Source organism: Glutamicibacter sp. M10 (assembly GCF_025452055.1).
Taxonomy (GTDB): domain Bacteria; phylum Actinomycetota; class Actinomycetes; order Actinomycetales; family Micrococcaceae; genus Glutamicibacter.
The window spans coordinates 1,588,867-1,606,660 of sequence record NZ_CP104918.1; the positions used below are offsets into that span (position 1 = coordinate 1,588,867).

General features: G+C 55.0%; 13 protein-coding genes. 12 read left to right on the plus strand and 1 reads right to left on the minus strand.

Annotation, left to right across the window (positions count from 1 at the left end):
• Window positions 1–83 precede the first annotated feature (83 nt).
• From secE to N6V40_RS07840, 7 genes are all read left to right on the plus strand, one after another.
• Window positions 84–332, plus strand: coding sequence for a preprotein translocase subunit SecE (secE, locus tag N6V40_RS07810; protein ID WP_131088801.1), 249 nt, complete (start codon window positions 84–86; stop codon window positions 330–332).
• Window positions 333–404: 72 nt separating this feature from the next.
• A complete protein-coding gene (gene nusG, locus N6V40_RS07815; RefSeq protein ID WP_131088800.1) occupies window positions 405–1,241 on the plus strand; it encodes a transcription termination/antitermination protein NusG in 837 nt (278 codons plus the stop codon).
• A 130-nt stretch (window positions 1,242–1,371) separates the two neighbouring features.
• Window positions 1,372–1,803 carry a 50S ribosomal protein L11 gene (rplK, locus tag N6V40_RS07820; RefSeq protein WP_022874150.1) on the plus strand — a complete coding sequence of 144 codons (432 nt, stop codon included), beginning with the start codon at window positions 1,372–1,374 and terminating at the stop codon, window positions 1,801–1,803.
• A gap of 138 nt (window positions 1,804–1,941) precedes the next feature.
• The gene (gene rplA, locus N6V40_RS07825; RefSeq protein WP_131088799.1) at window positions 1,942–2,646 is read left to right on the plus strand and encodes a 50S ribosomal protein L1; all 705 of its coding nucleotides are present in this window, start codon (window positions 1,942–1,944) and stop codon (window positions 2,644–2,646) included.
• A 353-nt stretch (window positions 2,647–2,999) separates the two neighbouring features.
• Complete coding sequence (rplJ, locus tag N6V40_RS07830) at window positions 3,000–3,521, plus strand: 50S ribosomal protein L10 (RefSeq protein WP_131088798.1); 522 nt, start codon at window positions 3,000–3,002, stop codon at window positions 3,519–3,521.
• A gap of 72 nt (window positions 3,522–3,593) precedes the next feature.
• Window positions 3,594–3,968 carry a 50S ribosomal protein L7/L12 gene (gene rplL / locus N6V40_RS07835; RefSeq protein WP_131088797.1) on the plus strand — a complete coding sequence of 125 codons (375 nt, stop codon included), beginning with the start codon at window positions 3,594–3,596 and terminating at the stop codon, window positions 3,966–3,968.
• 148 nt (window positions 3,969–4,116) lie between these two features.
• Window positions 4,117–5,286, plus strand: coding sequence for an acyltransferase family protein (locus tag N6V40_RS07840; RefSeq protein WP_262199588.1), 1,170 nt, complete (start codon window positions 4,117–4,119; stop codon window positions 5,284–5,286).
• Here N6V40_RS07840 and N6V40_RS07845 read toward each other — a convergent pair.
• A complete protein-coding gene (locus N6V40_RS07845; protein ID WP_262199590.1) occupies window positions 5,240–5,737 on the minus strand; it encodes an aminoacyl-tRNA deacylase in 498 nt (165 codons plus the stop codon). The two genes, N6V40_RS07840 and N6V40_RS07845, sit on opposite strands and share 47 nt — an antisense overlap.
• Before the next feature lie 744 nt (window positions 5,738–6,481).
• On the opposite strand from N6V40_RS07845, the gene rpoB reads away from it, so the two are divergent.
• From rpoB to fusA, 5 genes are all read left to right on the plus strand, one after another.
• On the plus strand, window positions 6,482–9,988 hold the full coding sequence (gene rpoB / locus N6V40_RS07850) for a DNA-directed RNA polymerase subunit beta (RefSeq protein WP_262199591.1): 3,507 nt from the start codon (window positions 6,482–6,484) through the stop codon (window positions 9,986–9,988).
• Between the two features lie 98 nt (window positions 9,989–10,086).
• Window positions 10,087–13,977: a DNA-directed RNA polymerase subunit beta' gene (locus N6V40_RS07855; protein ID WP_131088793.1), complete on the plus strand. Its 3,891-nt coding sequence runs from the start codon at window positions 10,087–10,089 to the stop codon at window positions 13,975–13,977.
• A 689-nt stretch (window positions 13,978–14,666) separates the two neighbouring features.
• Window positions 14,667–15,041 (plus strand): 30S ribosomal protein S12, encoded by a 375-nt coding sequence (gene rpsL, locus N6V40_RS07860; protein WP_047119685.1) that lies wholly within the window; start codon window positions 14,667–14,669, stop codon window positions 15,039–15,041.
• Window positions 15,041–15,511 carry a 30S ribosomal protein S7 gene (rpsG, locus tag N6V40_RS07865; protein WP_096283700.1) on the plus strand — a complete coding sequence of 157 codons (471 nt, stop codon included), beginning with the start codon at window positions 15,041–15,043 and terminating at the stop codon, window positions 15,509–15,511. Before rpsL ends, rpsG begins: the two co-directional genes overlap by 1 nt.
• A gap of 69 nt (window positions 15,512–15,580) precedes the next feature.
• Window positions 15,581–17,695 carry an elongation factor G gene (gene fusA, locus N6V40_RS07870; protein ID WP_131088792.1) on the plus strand — a complete coding sequence of 705 codons (2,115 nt, stop codon included), beginning with the start codon at window positions 15,581–15,583 and terminating at the stop codon, window positions 17,693–17,695.
• Window positions 17,696–17,794 lie beyond the last annotated feature (99 nt).

Genomic DNA, 17,794 nt, shown 5'->3' on the forward strand with positions numbered 1-17,794 from the left:
ACGTCACGGTGTGTTGTGGTCGGTCAGGCTACGACGCACCGTGATTGTTTCAACTGGCCAAAAAAATTGAAACGAGGAAGAACGTGACCGAATCTGCTCTTAACTCCGGTAACGGTAAGCAGAAGTCGGGCTTTTTCGCCCGAATCATGCTGTTCATCCGACAGGTAATCGCGGAACTTAAGAAGGTTGTCACCCCAACCCGTAGCGAATTGCTCAACTACTTCTTGGTGGTTGTTGGATTTGTTGTTGTGGTGATGCTGATCGTGACGGCCCTGGACTTCGTCTTCGGGCAGGGTTCGATCCTCCTGTTCACTAAACAGGTAGAACAGTAATTTAGTTGCCTCGGAGGTATAATCGCCCCGAGGCAATTTAGTGTCATTCAGTCAAAGAAAGCAGGAGCTGCAGTGTCCGACAAGGAACTCGAACCGCAGATTAATGACGAGGTCGAAAACGAGTTCGTTGAAGCCGACAGCGCTCAGGTAGATCCAGCCGCTGAGGTTGAAACCGAGCTGACCGAAGCCCCAGCCGAAGATGCTGATGACGCTGAGGTCTCAGACGTTGAAGCCGACGAAGCCGATGCTGGAACCTCGGATGAAGAAGCCGAAGTTGAAGAAGACGGCGAAACCAAGGTTGCACGCCTCAAGGAAGAATTCCGCTCGAAGCTGCGCCGCCTGCCAGGTGACTGGTTTGTTATTCACACCTACGCTGGTTACGAAAACCGCGTAAAGGTGAACCTTGAAACCCGTATCCAGACTCAGGATATGGAAGAGTTTATCTACGACATCCAGGTACCAATGGAAGAAGTCGTAGAGGTCAAGAACACTCAGCGTAAGATTGTTCGCCGTGTTCGCATCCCGGGCTACGTTCTGGTTCGTATGGAACTCACCGACGCTTCGTGGGGTGTTGTTCGCCACACTCCAGGTGTCACCGGTTTTGTTGGCAACGCCCATGATCCAAACCCATTGAGCTTGGACGAAGTCTTCTCCATGCTTGAGCACACTGTGGTTGACCCAGTGGAGCAGCCATCGGCTTCCAAGCCTGGCCGTGCCCCAATCACTGAGGTCACCGTGGACTTTGAGGTTGGAGAATCGGTCATCGTCAACGATGGTCCATTCGAAACGATGCCGGCCACGATCTCCGAGATCAAGCTGGATTCGGCTCAGCTGGTTGTTCTGGTTTCGATCTTCGAACGCGAAACCCCAGTGACCCTGAACTTCAACCAGGTCAATAAGATCCAGTAGTATTAAGTCTTCGTGCCCCGTATCGGTCGCTTATCGATGTGAGGGCACGTTTGGCTGTCGCGCCACGATAGCCAGATCCCCGTACCACGCTCCTGTGCTGCGGGAAACGCAAGAGTAAGAAGGACCCGACATGGCCCCAAAGAAAAAGGTCACCGGACTCATCAAGCTGCAGATCCAGGCAGGTGCTGCTAACCCAGCTCCACCAATCGGTCCAGCACTTGGTCAGCACGGCGTCAACATCATGGAATTCTGCAAGGCTTACAACGCAGCGACTGAGTCGCAGCGCGGTAACGTGATTCCAGTTGAAATCACCGTATACGAAGACCGTTCGTTCACTTTCATCACCAAGACTCCTCCTGCAGCTGAGCTGATCAAGAAGGCTGCTGGCGTTGCTAAGGGTTCGGGTACCCCACAGTCCCTGAAGGTTGCAAACCTTACCCAGGCACAGGTTGAGGAAATCGCCACCGCTAAGATGGCTGACCTGAACGCTAACGATCTTGCTGCTGCAGCAAAGATCATCGCCGGTACCGCTCGCTCCATGGGTGTCACCGTAGAAGGCTAATTCCGCCTTCCGCTGTTCACCTGTTGGATAGCAAATCAGAATTTAATCTAAGGCGAGACGATCCATTATTGATCGATTCGCCCGTGGCAGGACCGCGCGCGGTCCATATGACCACGACTGCATAAGGAGAAAACGCAGATGGCAAAGCGCAGCAAAGCATACGTAGCCGCCGCGGCTAAGATCGATGCCGACAACAATGTCTACGCTCCAGCCGAGGCAATTGCCCTGGCTAAGGAGACCGCAGGCGAAAAGGCTAACTCGACCGTTGAGGTTGCTTTCCGCTTGGGTGTAGACCCACGTAAGGCTGATCAGATGGTTCGCGGTACCGTAAACCTTCCACACGGCACCGGTAAGACCGCCCGCGTGGTTGTTTTCGCTAACGGTGACAAGGCAGAAGCAGCTCGCGCTGCTGGCGCCGACTTCGTTGGTTCAGACGACCTGATCGAAAAGATCCAGGGCGGCTGGGTTGACTTCGACGCAGCAGTTGCTACCCCTGACCTCATGGGTAAGGTTGGCCGCTTGGGTAAGGTACTGGGTCCACGTAACCTGATGCCAAACCCTAAGACCGGCACCGTAACCATGGATGTTGCCAAGGCTGTTGGCGACATCAAGGGCGGTAAGATCGACTTCCGCGTCGACAAGCACTCGAACCTTCACTTCATCATTGGTAAGGTTTCGTTCGATCAGAAGCAGCTGACCGAGAACTACGCAGCTGCACTCGAAGAGGTATTGCGCCTGAAGCCTTCGGCTTCCAAGGGTCGCTACATCTCGAAGGCTACCCTCGCAACTACCTTCGGTCCAGGTATCCCTGTTGACCCGAACGTAACCCGCGTTGAGGCCTAAGCTATTTAGCTTTTGATTTCGAGGGAGCATGCCGATCAGTCGGCATGCTCCCTCGAAGTTCGAGTGCAGTTCAACTGCTGTACTTGGCAATCCGTGATCAGGATCATGGCAATTGGGCTCGGGCTCGATTTGCTGTGGCTGCGTGATCTGTTTTAGACTAGAACTACCGAAGACCGTCGGTTGAGCAAATGGTTTCCTATTTGTTCCTAAAGGTCCGAAAGGACAACCAACGCAGGTTACATAGATTTGTTTTAACTTGAATAAGTTGAACTGCCCTGTGCTCCTGCGCGGGGCTATTTTTATGGCCTCGCCGGTTTTGAAACGGTACCGAACAAATCCCCGGAAGGAGTGTTATGGCAACCCCGAGCAAGACTGCAGCGATTGAAGAAATCACTGCGGACTTTAACGAAGCAACCGCGGCTGTCTTGACCGAATACCGTGGGCTTACCGTTGCACAGCTCAAGGAACTTCGCCGCGCTCTTGGTCAGGAGACCAAGTACGCAGTTGTAAAGAACACCTTGACCGCAATCGCAGCTAAGAACGCTGGCATCGATGCATTCGATGAGCAGCTTTCCGGCCCAACCGCTATCGCCTTTGTAAAGGGCGATGCTGTTGCTGCTGCAAAGAGCCTCACGGAATTCGCCAAGACCAACGAGAAGCTGGTCATCAAGACCGGCTGGTTCGAAGGTAAGGCGCTGGATCAGAGTGGCATCGCTGCACTGGCCGCACTGGAATCCCGCGAAACCCAGCTGGCTCGCGTTGCTGCAGTACTGCAGGCTCCGGCCTCCGCTGCTGCTCGCGCCGTCGAAGCACTGCGTGCAAAGCTCGACGAGAACGGTGGCGCAGCCACCGAGGAAGCTCCGGCAGAAGCCTAAGCTTTCGAGTTCTCTCGCAACGTAATCCCAAATTCATTCGGCCTTCGGGCCAAAACCGAAAGGACGCCTACCATGGCGAAGCTCAGCAACGAAGAGCTGCTTTCCGCATTCAAGGAAATGACCATCATCGAGCTTTCCGAGTTCGTTAAGGAATTCGAAGAGACCTTCGACGTTACCGCTGCTGCTGTTGCAGTTGCAGGTCCTGCAGGCGGCGGCGAAGCTGCTGCTGAAGAGCAGACCGAATTCGACGTTGTTCTCGAATCGGCTGGCGACAAGAAGATCGCAGTTATCAAGGAAGTTCGTGCATTGACTTCCCTGGGCCTGAAGGAAGCTAAGGAGCTCGTAGACGCAGCTCCAAAGGCTCTGCTTGAGGGCGTTGCAAAGGACGCAGCGGAGAAGGCTAAGGAGTCCCTCGAGGCTGCTGGCGCAACCGTAACCGTTAAGTAAGTACAGCGGTCACTCGCAACTTATTGCTAAGGGGTCCACAGGCGAAAGCCTGTGGACCCCTTAGCCGTTAACTGATACTTTCGTAGCAATTGTTTTATAACGTTTCTATTAACAGCGTTTATTCAAGTTCATTGCATAGGCTGAATATGTGTCAAACTCATTAGCCCCTCGGACCCACGCACCAGCGCCAAGACTTGGCTTACTCGATGCGTTGCGATTCACCGCTGCCCTGATCGTGGTGTTCTACCACTACACGGCATGGGGGCATGATCACTGGGGGACCAAGGCCGCTGAGTTCTGGCCGGTACTCTCTGAATTCACCCGCTACGGGCAATTGGGAGTACAGCTCTTCTTCCTCATTTCCGGCTTTGTTATTCTCATGTCCGTACAGGGCAAGAGCGTGATCGGTTTTATCGGATCCCGAGTTGGGCGGCTCTATCCGGCCTATTGGTTCGCCGTCCTTGCCGCCGCGGTGCTGTCGCTGAAGATCTGGCCGTCAGGTAACGATGGACGTACAGCCAGCGACATCGTGCCAAACCTGACGATGATGCAGTCAGCATTTAATAGCCAAGACTTTGACGGCGTGTATTGGACCCTCTGGGTGGAGCTGAGGTTCTACATCCTGCTAGGTGTTCTATTGGCCCTCGGTTTTGTGAAGAACAAACACATCATGTGGCTCTGTGCGATCTGGCCAGGCATTGGCATGTACCTGCACTTCACCAATCTGGATAAGGCGCAGGACTGGTTTGCTGGTCAGTATGCAGCACTCTTTGCAGCCGGCATGATGCTGTTCTTGATCTACCAAAGCGGACATACCCTGATGCGTTGGACGCTGCTGATCTTTGACACCGCGATCGCAGCCTTCTTCACCGGTATCAAGGGCAGCTTTGATGCGGACTATCTCTCTGGGCTACAAATCCCAGAATGGCATTTCCAAGTCCTGGCGGTTCTCTGTGTTGCAGTACTGGCCCTATGCACCCTGACTCCACTAAAGAATGTTCGTGCAAAGTGGATGGCCGTAGCCGGTTCACTGACCTTCCCGCTCTACCTATTCCACCAGCTCTGGGGTTGGTGGATCATCGAAGAACTTCACGGGGTCTTCAACAAGTACGTGCTGCTCTTTGGACTTGTTGGACTTATGCTGCTCTGGGCTTACCTGGTGGCGCGCTTTGTAGAAAAGCCATTGGGCCTTGCCCTACGCAGCGCAACCACCAAGTCGCTGACCACAGCGGTGGAATGGATCAAGAGCTCCGTTACCCGATCCGCGTTCCCTATGCCGGAGTCGAAATATCAGCAATCGTGGCATCAAATCCGCTAACAAAATCACGAGGTTTAACCAAGAGACCATGACCGCGGTCGCCACTTCCCAAGCCAATGTGTTCAGCTTCGGGTTCCTCAAAGACACTGGAATCAACAAATACGGGTAACACCGTATGAGATCCAAACGGTGTGATGGTCCCACTTTCGTAGTGGGTGACGTCCCAGGCCACGTCCGCTGGTGGCAGCGAGAGTTTGTTGACGCCTATCTGACTGCGCAGCTTCGCCCAATCGAGCTTTCGTCCACCGGGAATCAAAGCAAAGACAAACGTGTCATCCGATTTTTTGATCACCAGAGACTTCAGTAGCTGTCCAGATTTGATCCCCAACGCTTCGGCGGCCTCCTCCAGAGAGTTAACCTTTTCGCGTGGCACTATCTCGATCGGTATGTTTCGGCGAGACGCGTCCAAGGTGACTCGGGTCAATGCCTCATCCGATTGCAACTTATTCATTAGATCTCCTGACCGTCGATGTGTGCTCGAGCATAACCATTGGGTCTTGAAGATGCCATAAACCTTGCAGCCATGCCCTTGGTACATTCAGATAGTTGCATTCAGGTTTGGCAAGAACGGCAGAGACTGAAAATGCCGTCTTGTACGCGGGGGATAGGTGGGCCAATGGACCCGCGCGGAATACCTAACTCTGCACGCTGGTTGTAATTCTTGGGCCTCAGGAAATATTCGCTATCAAAGCGGAGCGTAAGTAAATGTTGCTAGCTCACGCCAAAACTCGTTCATTTGCGGTGCACCAAGGGTACAAAAGGTCCGTTTGCTGAGATGTTTGGGCGCCTGTGACAAAACGCATACTTTGAGTTCCGCGCGCGTCGCTGCCTTAGCTGGGGCCCAAGAAAAATGGTGGGTGGGCGTGGAGAAATTACCGAGAAATAGCGGAATTAGTAGGCCAAATGCGCATGAGGAAAAGGACGCGGGGCCAAAGGTAAGTTTGTCAGGTTCATCAGAAATATGAGGATCTGCGGTGGCCGGGATTTCAACGGCGAAAACTATAGCACGGATTTGTGCACCGAGTATCGACAAGCGCAATTCCCTCCGGTAGAGTAGAAATTTGCGCCTTACTGTTTGCGCGCGCGGCCTTCATATAGCGGTGGGTTGTGCGGTCCAAAAAGAGGAACTGTTCTATGGCAGGTACCTTAGCACGGTAAGCGTTCGGAAACCTGACGGTCTTTGGAAGGATCCATCTTGGTCGCCTCGAGCAACCCTAACAACCAAACCGCTAGTTCGGCTCGCGATGCTGCATACGCTGGCCGACTTTCTTTTGCAAAGATTCACGAACCACTTGAAGTGCCTAACCTGCTGGCATTGCAGACCGAGAGCTTTGACCGCCTCGTCGGCAATCAGTTCTGGGTTGAGCGCCTAGCTAAGGCTGAAGCCGCTGGTGACACCAGCGTGCCAAACGTCTCCGGCTTGGCCGAAATCTTCGAGGAAATCTCCCCAATCGAGGACTTCCAGGACACCATGTCCTTGAGCTTCTCGGAGCCGGAGTTCGCTGATCCTAAGTACTCGATTGCAGAGTGCAAGGACCGCGACGCCACTTACTCGGCACCGCTGTATGTCAAGGCTGAATTCATGAACAATGAAACCGGCGAAATCAAGCAGCAGACCGTGTTCATGGGCGATTTCCCGCTGATGACCGAAAAGGGCACCTTCGTTATCAACGGCACCGAGCGTGTTGTTGTGTCCCAGCTGGTGCGCTCCCCAGGTGCGTACTTCGAGTCCGCACCGGACAAGACCAGTGACAAGACGATCTACTCGGCACGTATCATCCCATCCCGTGGTGCATGGTTCGAGCTGGAAATCGACAAGCGCGACCAGATCGGTGTTCGCCTAGACCGTAAGCGTAAGCAGTCGGTCACCGTGCTGCTTAAGGCACTGGGCTGGAGCGAAGAGCAGATCCTGTCCGAGTTTGGCCAGTATGATTCGATGCGCGCTACCTTGGAAAAGGACAGCATCAAGGATCAGAACGAAGCCTTGCTCGATATTTACCGCAAGCTGCGTCCAGGCGAGCCTCCTACGGTTGAGGCCGCTCAGGCATTGCTGAAGAACATGTACTTCGAGCCTAAGCGTTACGATCTGGCCAAGGTTGGCCGTTACAAGATCAACCGCAAGCTCGGTGTAGAGACTCCAGTTAACGCTGAGAACGCATCGGTGCTTTCGCTCGATGACCTTGTCGCCATGATCCGCTACCTCGTAGCTCTTCACGCTGGTGAGAAGACCGTTGAAGGTACCCGCAAGGGTGAAATCGTCGACGTTCCAGTAAACGTTGACGATATCGACCACTTCGGCAACCGTCGCATCCGCGCCGTTGGCGAATTGATCGAGAACCAGATCCGCACCGGTTTGTCCCGTATGGAACGTGTTGTGCGTGAGCGCATGACCACCCAGGACGTTGAGGCAATCACTCCGCAGACCCTGATCAACATCCGACCTGTTGTTGCTGCAATCAAGGAGTTCTTCGGAACCTCGCAGCTTTCGCAGTTCATGGACCAGAACAACCCACTTGCTGGCCTGACCCACAAGCGTCGCTTGTCGGCTCTGGGCCCAGGTGGTCTGTCCCGTGACCGCGCAGGCATGGAAGTTCGAGACGTTCACCCGTCCCACTACGGACGTATGTGCCCCATTGAAACTCCCGAAGGTCCAAACATTGGTCTGATCGGTTCGTTGGCAACCTACGGCCGTATTAACTCCTTCGGTTTCATCGAAACGCCATACCGTCGTGTATCCAACTCCGTTGTTTCCAACGAAGTTGACTACCTGACTGCAGACGATGAGCTTCAGCACTACATCGCTCAGGCTAACGCTCCACTGGACGAAAACGGACGCTTCGCTGAAGAGACCGTTTTGGTTCGTGAAAAGGGTGGTGGCGGCGAGCCTGTTATCGTCGACGCCGCTGAAGTTACCTTCATGGACGTTTCGCCTCGCCAGATGGTTTCGGTTGCAACCGCACTGATTCCATTCCTCGAGCACGACGATGCAAACCGAGCACTGATGGGCGCTAACATGCAGCGCCAGGCTGTGCCGCTGCTGAAGTCCGAGCGTCCACTGGTTGGTACCGGCATGGAGAAGTTCGCGGCAGTTGACGCCGGCGACTCCGTTGTTGCATCCAAGCCAGGTGTGGTCACCGAGGTTTCTGCTGACCTGGTTGTTGTCATGAACGATGACGGCACCGAGTCGATGTACCCAATCATGAAGTTCGCTCGCTCTAACCAGGGCAACGCTTACAACCAGCGTGTGCGCGTTTCCGAAGGCGATCGTCTGGAATTCCAGTCGATCATCGCTGACGGTCCGTCCACCGACTCCGGTGAGCTGTCCCTGGGTAAGAACTTGCTTGTGGCATTCATGTCTTGGGAAGGTTACAACTACGAGGATGCGATCATCCTCTCCCAGCGCATGATCTTTGACGATGTGCTCACCTCGATTCACATCGAAGAGCATGAAGTTGACGCTCGCGATACCAAGCTTGGTGCCGAGGAAATCACCCGCGACATCCCGAATGTCTCGGAAGATATCCTTTCCCAGCTTGATGACCGCGGCATCGTCTACATCGGTGCTGAAGTTGAAGCTGGCGACGTACTGGTAGGCCGTGTCACCCCTAAGGGTGAAACCGAGCTGACCCCAGAAGAGCGTTTGCTGCGTGCCATCTTCGGTGAGAAGTCCCGCGAAGTTCGCGATACTTCCCTGAAGGTTCCACACGGCGAGTCCGGTACCGTCATTGGTGTTCGCATCTTCGACCGCGACAACGACGATGACCTTTCCCCTGGTGTCAACCAGCTGGTCCGCGTATACGTTGCTCAGAAGCGCAAGATCTCGATCGGTGACAAGCTCGCTGGTCGTCACGGTAACAAGGGTGTCATTTCCCGCATCCTGCCACTGGAGGATATGCCATTCCTTGAGGACGGTACTCCACTGGATATCATCCTGAACCCACTGGGTGTGCCAGGCCGTATGAACGTCGGTCAGGTTATGGAAATCCACCTGGGTTGGGCTGCTAAGCAGGGTTGGAAGATCGAGGGCGAGCCTGCATGGGTTCGCGATCTGCCTAACCTGCCACGTGAGTCTGAGTCCACTACTGTGTCGACCCCGGTCTTTGATGGTGCTTCGGAAGAAGAAATCCGCGGAATCCTGGATTCGACCAGCAAGACCCGTGACGGTGTGCGCCTGATTGGTAACTCCGGTAAGGCCAAGCTGTTTGACGGTCGCTCCGGCGATCCGTTGCCAGATCCAGTTTCCGTTGGTTACATGTACATCTTGAAGCTTCACCACTTGGTGGACGACAAGATTCACGCCCGTTCCACCGGTCCATACTCCATGATCACCCAGCAGCCACTGGGTGGTAAGGCCCAGTTCGGTGGCCAGCGCTTCGGTGAGATGGAAGTTTGGGCACTGGAAGCTTACGGTGCCGCTTACACGCTGCAGGAAATCCTGACCATCAAGTCGGATGATATCCACGGCCGCGTTAAGGTCTACGAAGCAATCGTCAAGGGCGAGAACGTTCCAGAGCCAGGTGTTCCAGAATCGTTCAAGGTGCTCATCAAGGAAATGCAGTCGCTGTGCTTGAACGTTGAGGTACTTGGTACCGACGGCAACACTATCGAAATGCGTGAGTCGGACGAGGAATCGTTCCGCGCCGCTGAAGAGCTAGGCATCGACCTTTCCCGGTCGGAGCCGAACTCCGTAGAGGAAGTTTAATTTGACGCCCTGCCTGCGCTAAAACCGCAGGCAGCGGCCGAAAATTCAACCCTCATTCGTATCGACTTCAGACACCATAGAAGAGAGAAAAGGACCATATGTCCAACGATTCCTCATTCGGCCTCATGCGAATCAACCTTGCCACCGCGGATGAAATCCGTGGATGGAGCTACGGCGAGGTTAAGAAGCCGGAAACCATTAACTACCGCACCCTGAAGCCGGAGAAGGACGGTCTTTTCTGCGAAAAGATCTTCGGTCCTTCCCGTGACTGGGAATGCTACTGCGGTAAGTACAAGCGCGTGCGCTTCAAGGGCATCATCTGTGAGCGTTGTGGCGTTGAGGTGACCCGTGCGAACGTTCGTCGTGAACGCATGGGCCACATCGAGCTTGCTGCTCCAGTGACCCACATCTGGTACTTCAAGGGCGTTCCATCGCGCTTGGGCTACCTGCTTGATCTGGCTCCGAAGGACCTCGAAAAGGTCATCTACTTCGCTGCTTACATGATCACCGCTGTGAACGAAGACCGTCGTCACGCCGAAATGCCTAACCTGCAGGCCCAGCACGATCTGGAACTGCGCAACCTGGCAAACAACGCCGAAGCTGACAAGAAGGCTGTTGCAGCTGACTTGGAAGCAGAGCTTGAGCGCCTGGAAGGCGAAGGCGCGAAGAACGCCGAGCTGAACAAGGCTCGCACCCTGGCCGAGAAGACTGTTCTGCAGATCGACAAGCGTGCCAAGGCTGAGTCTGAGCGCCTGCGTGCAGTATGGGATCGCTTCAAGTCCTTGAAGGTCGCTGACCTTGAGGGTGACGAAGGCCTGTACCGCACCATGCGTGAAAAGTACGGACTGTTCTTCGAAGGCTCCATGGGTGCCGAAGCTATCCAGAAGCGTCTGGAAAACTTCGACCTCGCCGGTGAAGCTGAAGAGCTGAAGACCATCATCGAAAACGGCAAGGGCCAGAAGAAGGCTCGTGCACTGAAGCGACTGAAGGTTGTTAACGCATTCCTCGCCAATGGCAACTCGCCACGTGGCATGGTGCTTGACGCTGTTCCAGTGATCCCACCAGAGCTGCGCCCAATGGTTCAGCTTGACGGTGGCCGCTTTGCGACCTCGGACCTCAACGACCTTTACCGTCGTGTGATCAACCGCAACAACCGCCTGAAGCGTCTGCTTGATCTTGGTGCACCTGAGATCATCGTGAATAACGAAAAGCGCATGATGCAGGAAGCTGTTGACTCATTGTTCGACAACGGCCGTCGTGGCCGTCCGGTCACCGGTCCAGGTAACCGTCCACTGAAGTCCCTGAGCGACATGCTCAAGGGTAAGCAGGGTCGTTTCCGTCAGAACCTTCTGGGTAAGCGCGTTGACTACTCGGGCCGTTCGGTTATCGTTGTTGGTCCACAGCTGAAGCTGCACCAGTGTGGTCTGCCTAAGCAGATGGCTCTGGAGCTTTTCAAGCCTTTCGTGATGAAGCGCCTGGTTGACCTCAACCACGCACAGAACATCAAGTCGGCTAAGCGTATGGTCGAGCGTTACCGTCCACAGGTTTGGGATGTTCTTGAAGAGATCATCACCGAGCACCCGGTATTGCTTAACCGTGCACCAACCCTGCACCGTTTGGGTATCCAGGCCTTCGAACCACAGCTGGTTGAAGGTAAGGCACTGCAGCTGCACCCATTGGTTTGTGGCGCATTCAACGCTGACTTCGACGGTGACCAGATGGCAGTTCACCTGCCATTGAGCCCAGAAGCTCAGGCTGAAGCACGCATCTTGATGCTGTCCTCGCACAACATCTTGAAGCCTTCCGATGGCCGTCCAGTGGCATTGCCTTCGCAGGATATGATCATCGGTCTGCACCACTTGACCACCAAGCGTGCTGACGAAGTTGGCGCCGGTCGTGTGTTCGCCACCATCTCCGAGGCCATCATGGCCAAGGATCGTGGCGAGCTGCACCTGAACGCACCAATCCGCGTTCGCGTTCCAGACTTCGTTCCTTCGGAAGAGCAGCCTGCTCCAGAAGGTTGGGAGCCAGGTACCGATGCACTGTTGGAGACCTCGCTGGGTCAGGTTCTGTTCAACGACACCCTGCCTGCGGATTACCCATGGGTTGCTCGCGTAGCCGGCAAGGATGCACTCTCGGAGATCGTTAACGATCTGGCAGAGCGCTACCCTAAGGTCATCGCAGCAGCTACCTTGGATAACCTCAAGGATGCTGGTTTCTACTGGGCTACCCGCTCTGGCGTTACCGTTGCTATCTCGGACATTACCTCCAACATGGACAAGGCAGCCATCCTCGCACCTTACGAGGAAAAGGCCGCCAAGGTTCAGGCTTCTTACGACAAGGGTCTGATTGCAGATACCGAACGTCGTCAGGACCTGATCGACATTTGGACCAAGGCTACCGATGAGGTTGCTGAGGCCATGAAGAACGGCATGGAAGAGTTGAACACCATTAACCGAATGGTGACTTCCAAGGCTCGTGGTAACTACCTGCAATTGCGTCAGATTGCCGGTATTCGTGGTCTGGTGTCTAACCCTAAGGGTGAAATTATTCCTCGCCCGATTAAGTCTTCCTACCGTGAAGGCCTGTCGGTTTTGGAGTACTTCATTGCAACTCACGGTGCCCGTAAGGGTCTGGCTGATACCGCACTGAAGACCGCAAACTCGGGTTACTTGACCCGTCGTCTGGTTGACGTTTCGCAGGACGTTATCGTCCGCGAAGAGGACTGCGGTACCAAGCGCGGTTTGACCGTTGCCATTGCTGATAGCTCAGCTGGCATCCGCGTCAAGCACGAAACCGTAGAGAACTCGGCTTACACCCGTACGTTGGCTGCAGACGTGAAGAACGCTGAAGGCACCGTATTGGCTACCGCCGGTTCGGACGTAGGCGACGTGCTGATCGACGAGTTGTACAGCGCAGGCGTGGACGAAATCCGCGTTCGCTCCGTACTGACTTGCGATTCGGCTGTTGGAACCTGTGCACTGTGCTACGGCCGTTCGCTGGCCAGCGGCAAGACCGTGGACATTGGTGAGGCTGTTGGCATTATCGCTGCACAGTCCATCGGTGAGCCTGGTACCCAGCTGACCATGCGTACCTTCCACACCGGTGGTGTGGCATCGGCTGACGATATCACCCAGGGTCTGCCTCGTATTCAGGAATTGTTCGAAGCTCGTACCCCTAAGGGTGTGGCTCCGATGTCCGAGGTCACCGGTCGTGTATCGATCGAGGACGACGAGAAGCAGCTGCGCGTTGTGGTTACTCCAGACAACGGCGATGAGAAGCAGGCCTACCCGGTTCTGCGTCGTGCTCGCCTGTTGGTTGAAGATGGCCAGAACATCGTTGCCGGTACTCAGCTCACTTCCGGTACCTTGGATCCGAAGCAGGTTCTTCGAGTCCTCGGCCCACGTGAAGCACAGAAGTTCCTGGTCCGTGAGGTTCAGGACGTGTACCAGTCCCAGGGTGTAGGCATCCACGATAAGCACGTGGAAGTTATCGTCCGCCAGATGCTCCGTCGCGTCACCGTGATCGAGTCCGGCGAAACCGACTTGCTGCCAGGCGAGTTGGCTGACCGTTCACGCTTCACCGCTGCGAACCGCAAGGCCGTTTCGGAAGGTCAGCGTCCAGCTGCCGGCCGTGACGAGATGATGGGTATTACCAAGGCATCGCTTGCCACCGATTCATGGCTGTCGGCTGCTTCCTTCCAGGAAACCACCCGCGTTCTGACTCAGGCTGCGATGGAAGGTAAGGAAGATCCACTGCGCGGTCTGAAGGAAAACGTGATCATCGGTAAGCTGATCCCGGCCGGTACCGGTCTGGATCGCTACACCCAGGTCAACGTTGAGCCTACCGACGAAGCAAAGGCAACTTTGTTCACCGGTACCTCGGCCTTCTCCTCGGGTCTGTACGACGATGCACTGGAAGGTGGGCTTTCGCCTGAATTCCGTGCTATCTCGATGGACGACTACGACCACGGATCGGATTTCCGCTAAACCGGAAGAACGACACCGCTAGGTAGTTGACCCAACGCCTGCCCACTTGAAAAAGTGGGCAGGCGTTGGGCGTTTAACAAGGCAATCCTGATGCGGCTGGATGTGAGCCTGCAGATACGTTTGCGCCTACAGCAGAGTAGGCGATTGGGGGAGTGGAGGACTTAGCTGCTGATGGGCCAGACTTGCTGAAAGAAAACAAAAACTAGTTGAGAATACTACTGGTTGAATAATCAACTAGAATCACCGATCTCCGCAGGGATTCGCGCCAATCCAGGGTTTCGGTGCCGTTCCTAGAGATTCAGCCTGTCGCCACGTGTGTGTCTACCGCTGTTCAGCTGTTATTCAGGGCTACTTGTTAGCCTGAATTTGAGTCAGGGGAATGTTGGTATCTTCCTTGTTGCTCAATGGACTAACCGGTGGTCACGGGTGATCTCGGTTACTGGACATGGTGGGACAGCGGATTAATGCTAGACTGAAATCAATTGTTTTATGTGTGGCAAAATGGACTCAGTCCGGGTTGCGGGTAGGTTGCGCAACGAATGCCACACTTTCGCACGCCTAGGGACTTTTAGATTCTAGTTGAGCGGTAAAGCAAGCAGCTAGCTCCATGAACCAAGCACCGAAACTCTTCTAGGCAACAGTGCTTATGACGTGGTGCCGACAAACTTAGACAATGGAAGGACACGAAAGTGCCTACTATTCAGCAGCTGGTCCGTAAGGGCCGCTCGCCTAAGGTCGTCAAGACCAAGGCCCCTGCCCTAAAGGGCAACCCAATGCGCCGTGGCGTATGCACCCGTGTGTACACCACCACCCCGAAGAAGCCTAACTCGGCTCTGCGTAAGGTCGCACGTGTGCGCCTTGCCGGTGGTATCGAAGTTACCGCTTACATTCCTGGTGTCGGACACAACCTGCAGGAACACTCCATCGTGCTCGTTCGCGGTGGTCGTGTAAAGGACCTTCCAGGTGTTCGTTACAAGATTGTACGTGGTGCTCTGGATACCCAGGGTGTTAAGGATCGTAAGCAGGCTCGTTCCCGCTACGGTGCAAAGAAGGATGGTAAGTAATGCCTCGTAAGGGTCCGGCGCCAAAGCGCCCACTAGTTTCTGATCCAGTCTTCGAATCCCCATTGGTCACCCAGCTGATCAACAAGGTTCTCGTAGATGGCAAGAAGTCCACTGCAGAGCGCATTGTTTACGGTGCACTCGAAGGTGCCGCTGCAAAGTCCGGTACTGACGCTGTTACGACTCTCAAGAAGGCTATGGATAACATCCGCCCAGCCCTTGAGGTTCGTTCACGCCGCGTCGGTGGCGCGACCTACCAGGTTCCTGTTGAGGTTAAGCCAGGACGCGCAACCGCACTAGCTTTGCGCTGGTTGGTTGGCTACTCGAAGGCTCGCCGCGAGAAAACCATGATCGAACGTTTGATGAACGAGATCTTGGATGCATCGAACGGTCTGGGTGCCGCTGTGAAGCGTCGCGAAGACACTCACAAGATGGCCGAGTCTAACAAGGCCTTCGCACACTACCGCTGGTAAGAACTGTTCGGATGAGCTGGGCATCAACCGATGCCCAGCAACTCCGGCCTCACCTTTTAGGGAGACAACGTGGCACAGGACGTGCTTACTGACCTGAACAAGGTCCGCAATATCGGCATCATGGCCCACATCGATGCCGGTAAGACCACTACTACTGAGCGCATCCTTTTCTACACGGGTGTGAACCACAAGCTCGGTGAGACCCACGATGGTGCGTCGACCACCGACTGGATGGAGCAGGAAAAGGAACGCGGTATCACCATTACCTCCGCGGCCGTTACTTGCTTCTGGAACAAGAACCAGATCAACATCATCGACACCCCTGGCCACGTTGACTTCACCGTTGAGGTGGAGCGCTCGCTTCGCGTGCTCGATGGCGCCGTTGCCGTGTTCGATGGCAAGGAAGGCGTTGAGCCTCAGTCTGAGACCGTATGGCGTCAGGCTGACAAGTACAACGTTCCACGTATCTGCTTCGTGAACAAGATGGATAAGCTGGGTGCTGACTTCTACTTCACCGTAGACACCATCATCAAGCGTTTGGGTGCAAAGCCATTGGTTATGCAGCTTCCAATCGGTTCCGAGAACGATTTCACCGGCGTGGTCGACTTGATGACCATGAAGGCATTCGTTTGGGAAGGCGACGCCAAGGGCGACGTCACCATGGGTGCAGCTTACGAAACTCGCGAAATTCCTGCTGAACTGCAGGAAAAGGCTGAGGAATACCGCGCAAAGCTGGTAGAGGACGTCGCTGAGGGCTCGGATGAGCTCATGGAGAAGTTCCTTGAAGGCGAAGAGATCAGCATTGATGAGCTCAAGGCCGGCATTCGTAAGATGGTTATCAACTCGGAGATCTACCCGGTCTACTGTGGTTCGGCCTTCAAGAACCGCGGCGTGCAGCCAATGCTCGACGCTGTGATTGACTTCCTGCCAAACCCAATGGATGTTGGCGCAACCGTTGGTCACGATCCAAAGAACGAAGAAATCGAGCTCACTCGCGAGCCTTCTGAGGACGCACCGTTCTCGGCACTGGCTTTCAAGATTGCTGCTCACCCATTCTTCGGTCAGCTCAACTTCATCCGCGTTTACTCCGGTAAGGTCGAGGCCGGCGCACAGCTGCTGAACTCCACCAAGCAGAAGAAGGAACGCGTTGGCAAGCTCTTCCAGATGCACTCCAACAAGGAGAATCCGGTTGACGAGATCCACGCAGGTCACATCTACGCAGTGATCGGCCTGAAGGATACCACCACCGGTGATACCCTTTGTGATCCAGCAAACCCAATCGTTCTTGAGTCGATGAGCTTCCCAGCTCCAGTGATCTTCGTTGCTATCGAACCAAAGACCAAGGGTGACCAGGAAAAGCTGTCGACCGCTATTCAGAAGCTGTCTGCAGAAGATCCAACCTTCACCGTTTCGTTGAACGAAGACACCGGCCAGACCGAAATCGGCGGCATGGGCGAGCTTCACCTCGACATCTTGGTTGACCGCATGAAGCGCGAATTCCGCGTGGAAGCAAACGTTGGTAAGCCACAGGTTGCATACCGCGAAACCATCAAGAAGGCTGTGGAGAAGGTTGACTTCACCCACAAGAAGCAGACCGGTGGTTCGGGTCAGTTCGCAAAGGTCCAGGTCTCGTTCGAGCCTCTGGAAGTTGTTGACGGCGTAACCTACGAGTTCAAGAATGGCGTCACCGGCGGCCGTGTTCCTCGTGAATACATCCCATCCGTGGACCAGGGCATCCAGGAAGCAATGCAGTACGGCATCCTGGCTGGCTACCCACTGGTTGGTGTGAAGGCTACCCTCATCGATGGTGCATACCACGATGTTGACTCCTCGGAAATGGCGTTCAAGATCGCTGGTTCACAGGTATTCAAGGAAGGCGCACGCCGCGCTAACCCTGTATTGCTTGAACCACTGATGAGCGTTGAAGTTCGTACCCCGGAAGAGTACATGGGCGACGTTATCGGCGACCTCAACTCCCGCCGTGGTTCGATCACCGAGATGTCCGACGCTGCAGGCGTCAAGGTCATCAAGGCTGGCGTCCCACTGTCTGAAATGTTCGGTTACATTGGTGACCTGCGTTCCAAGACTCAGGGTCGTGCAGTTTACTCGATGACCTTCGACAGCTACTCTGAGGTCCCGAAGGCAGTTGCCGACGAGATCGTTCAGAAGTCCCGCGGCGAATAATTCGCTTCGGAACCAAACTTGGCCGTGACCCCCATGTGGGGAAGTGGCCGATCGCGGAGCCGGTTTCAACGCCATTGAGGCCGGCCCCGCAAACGGCCA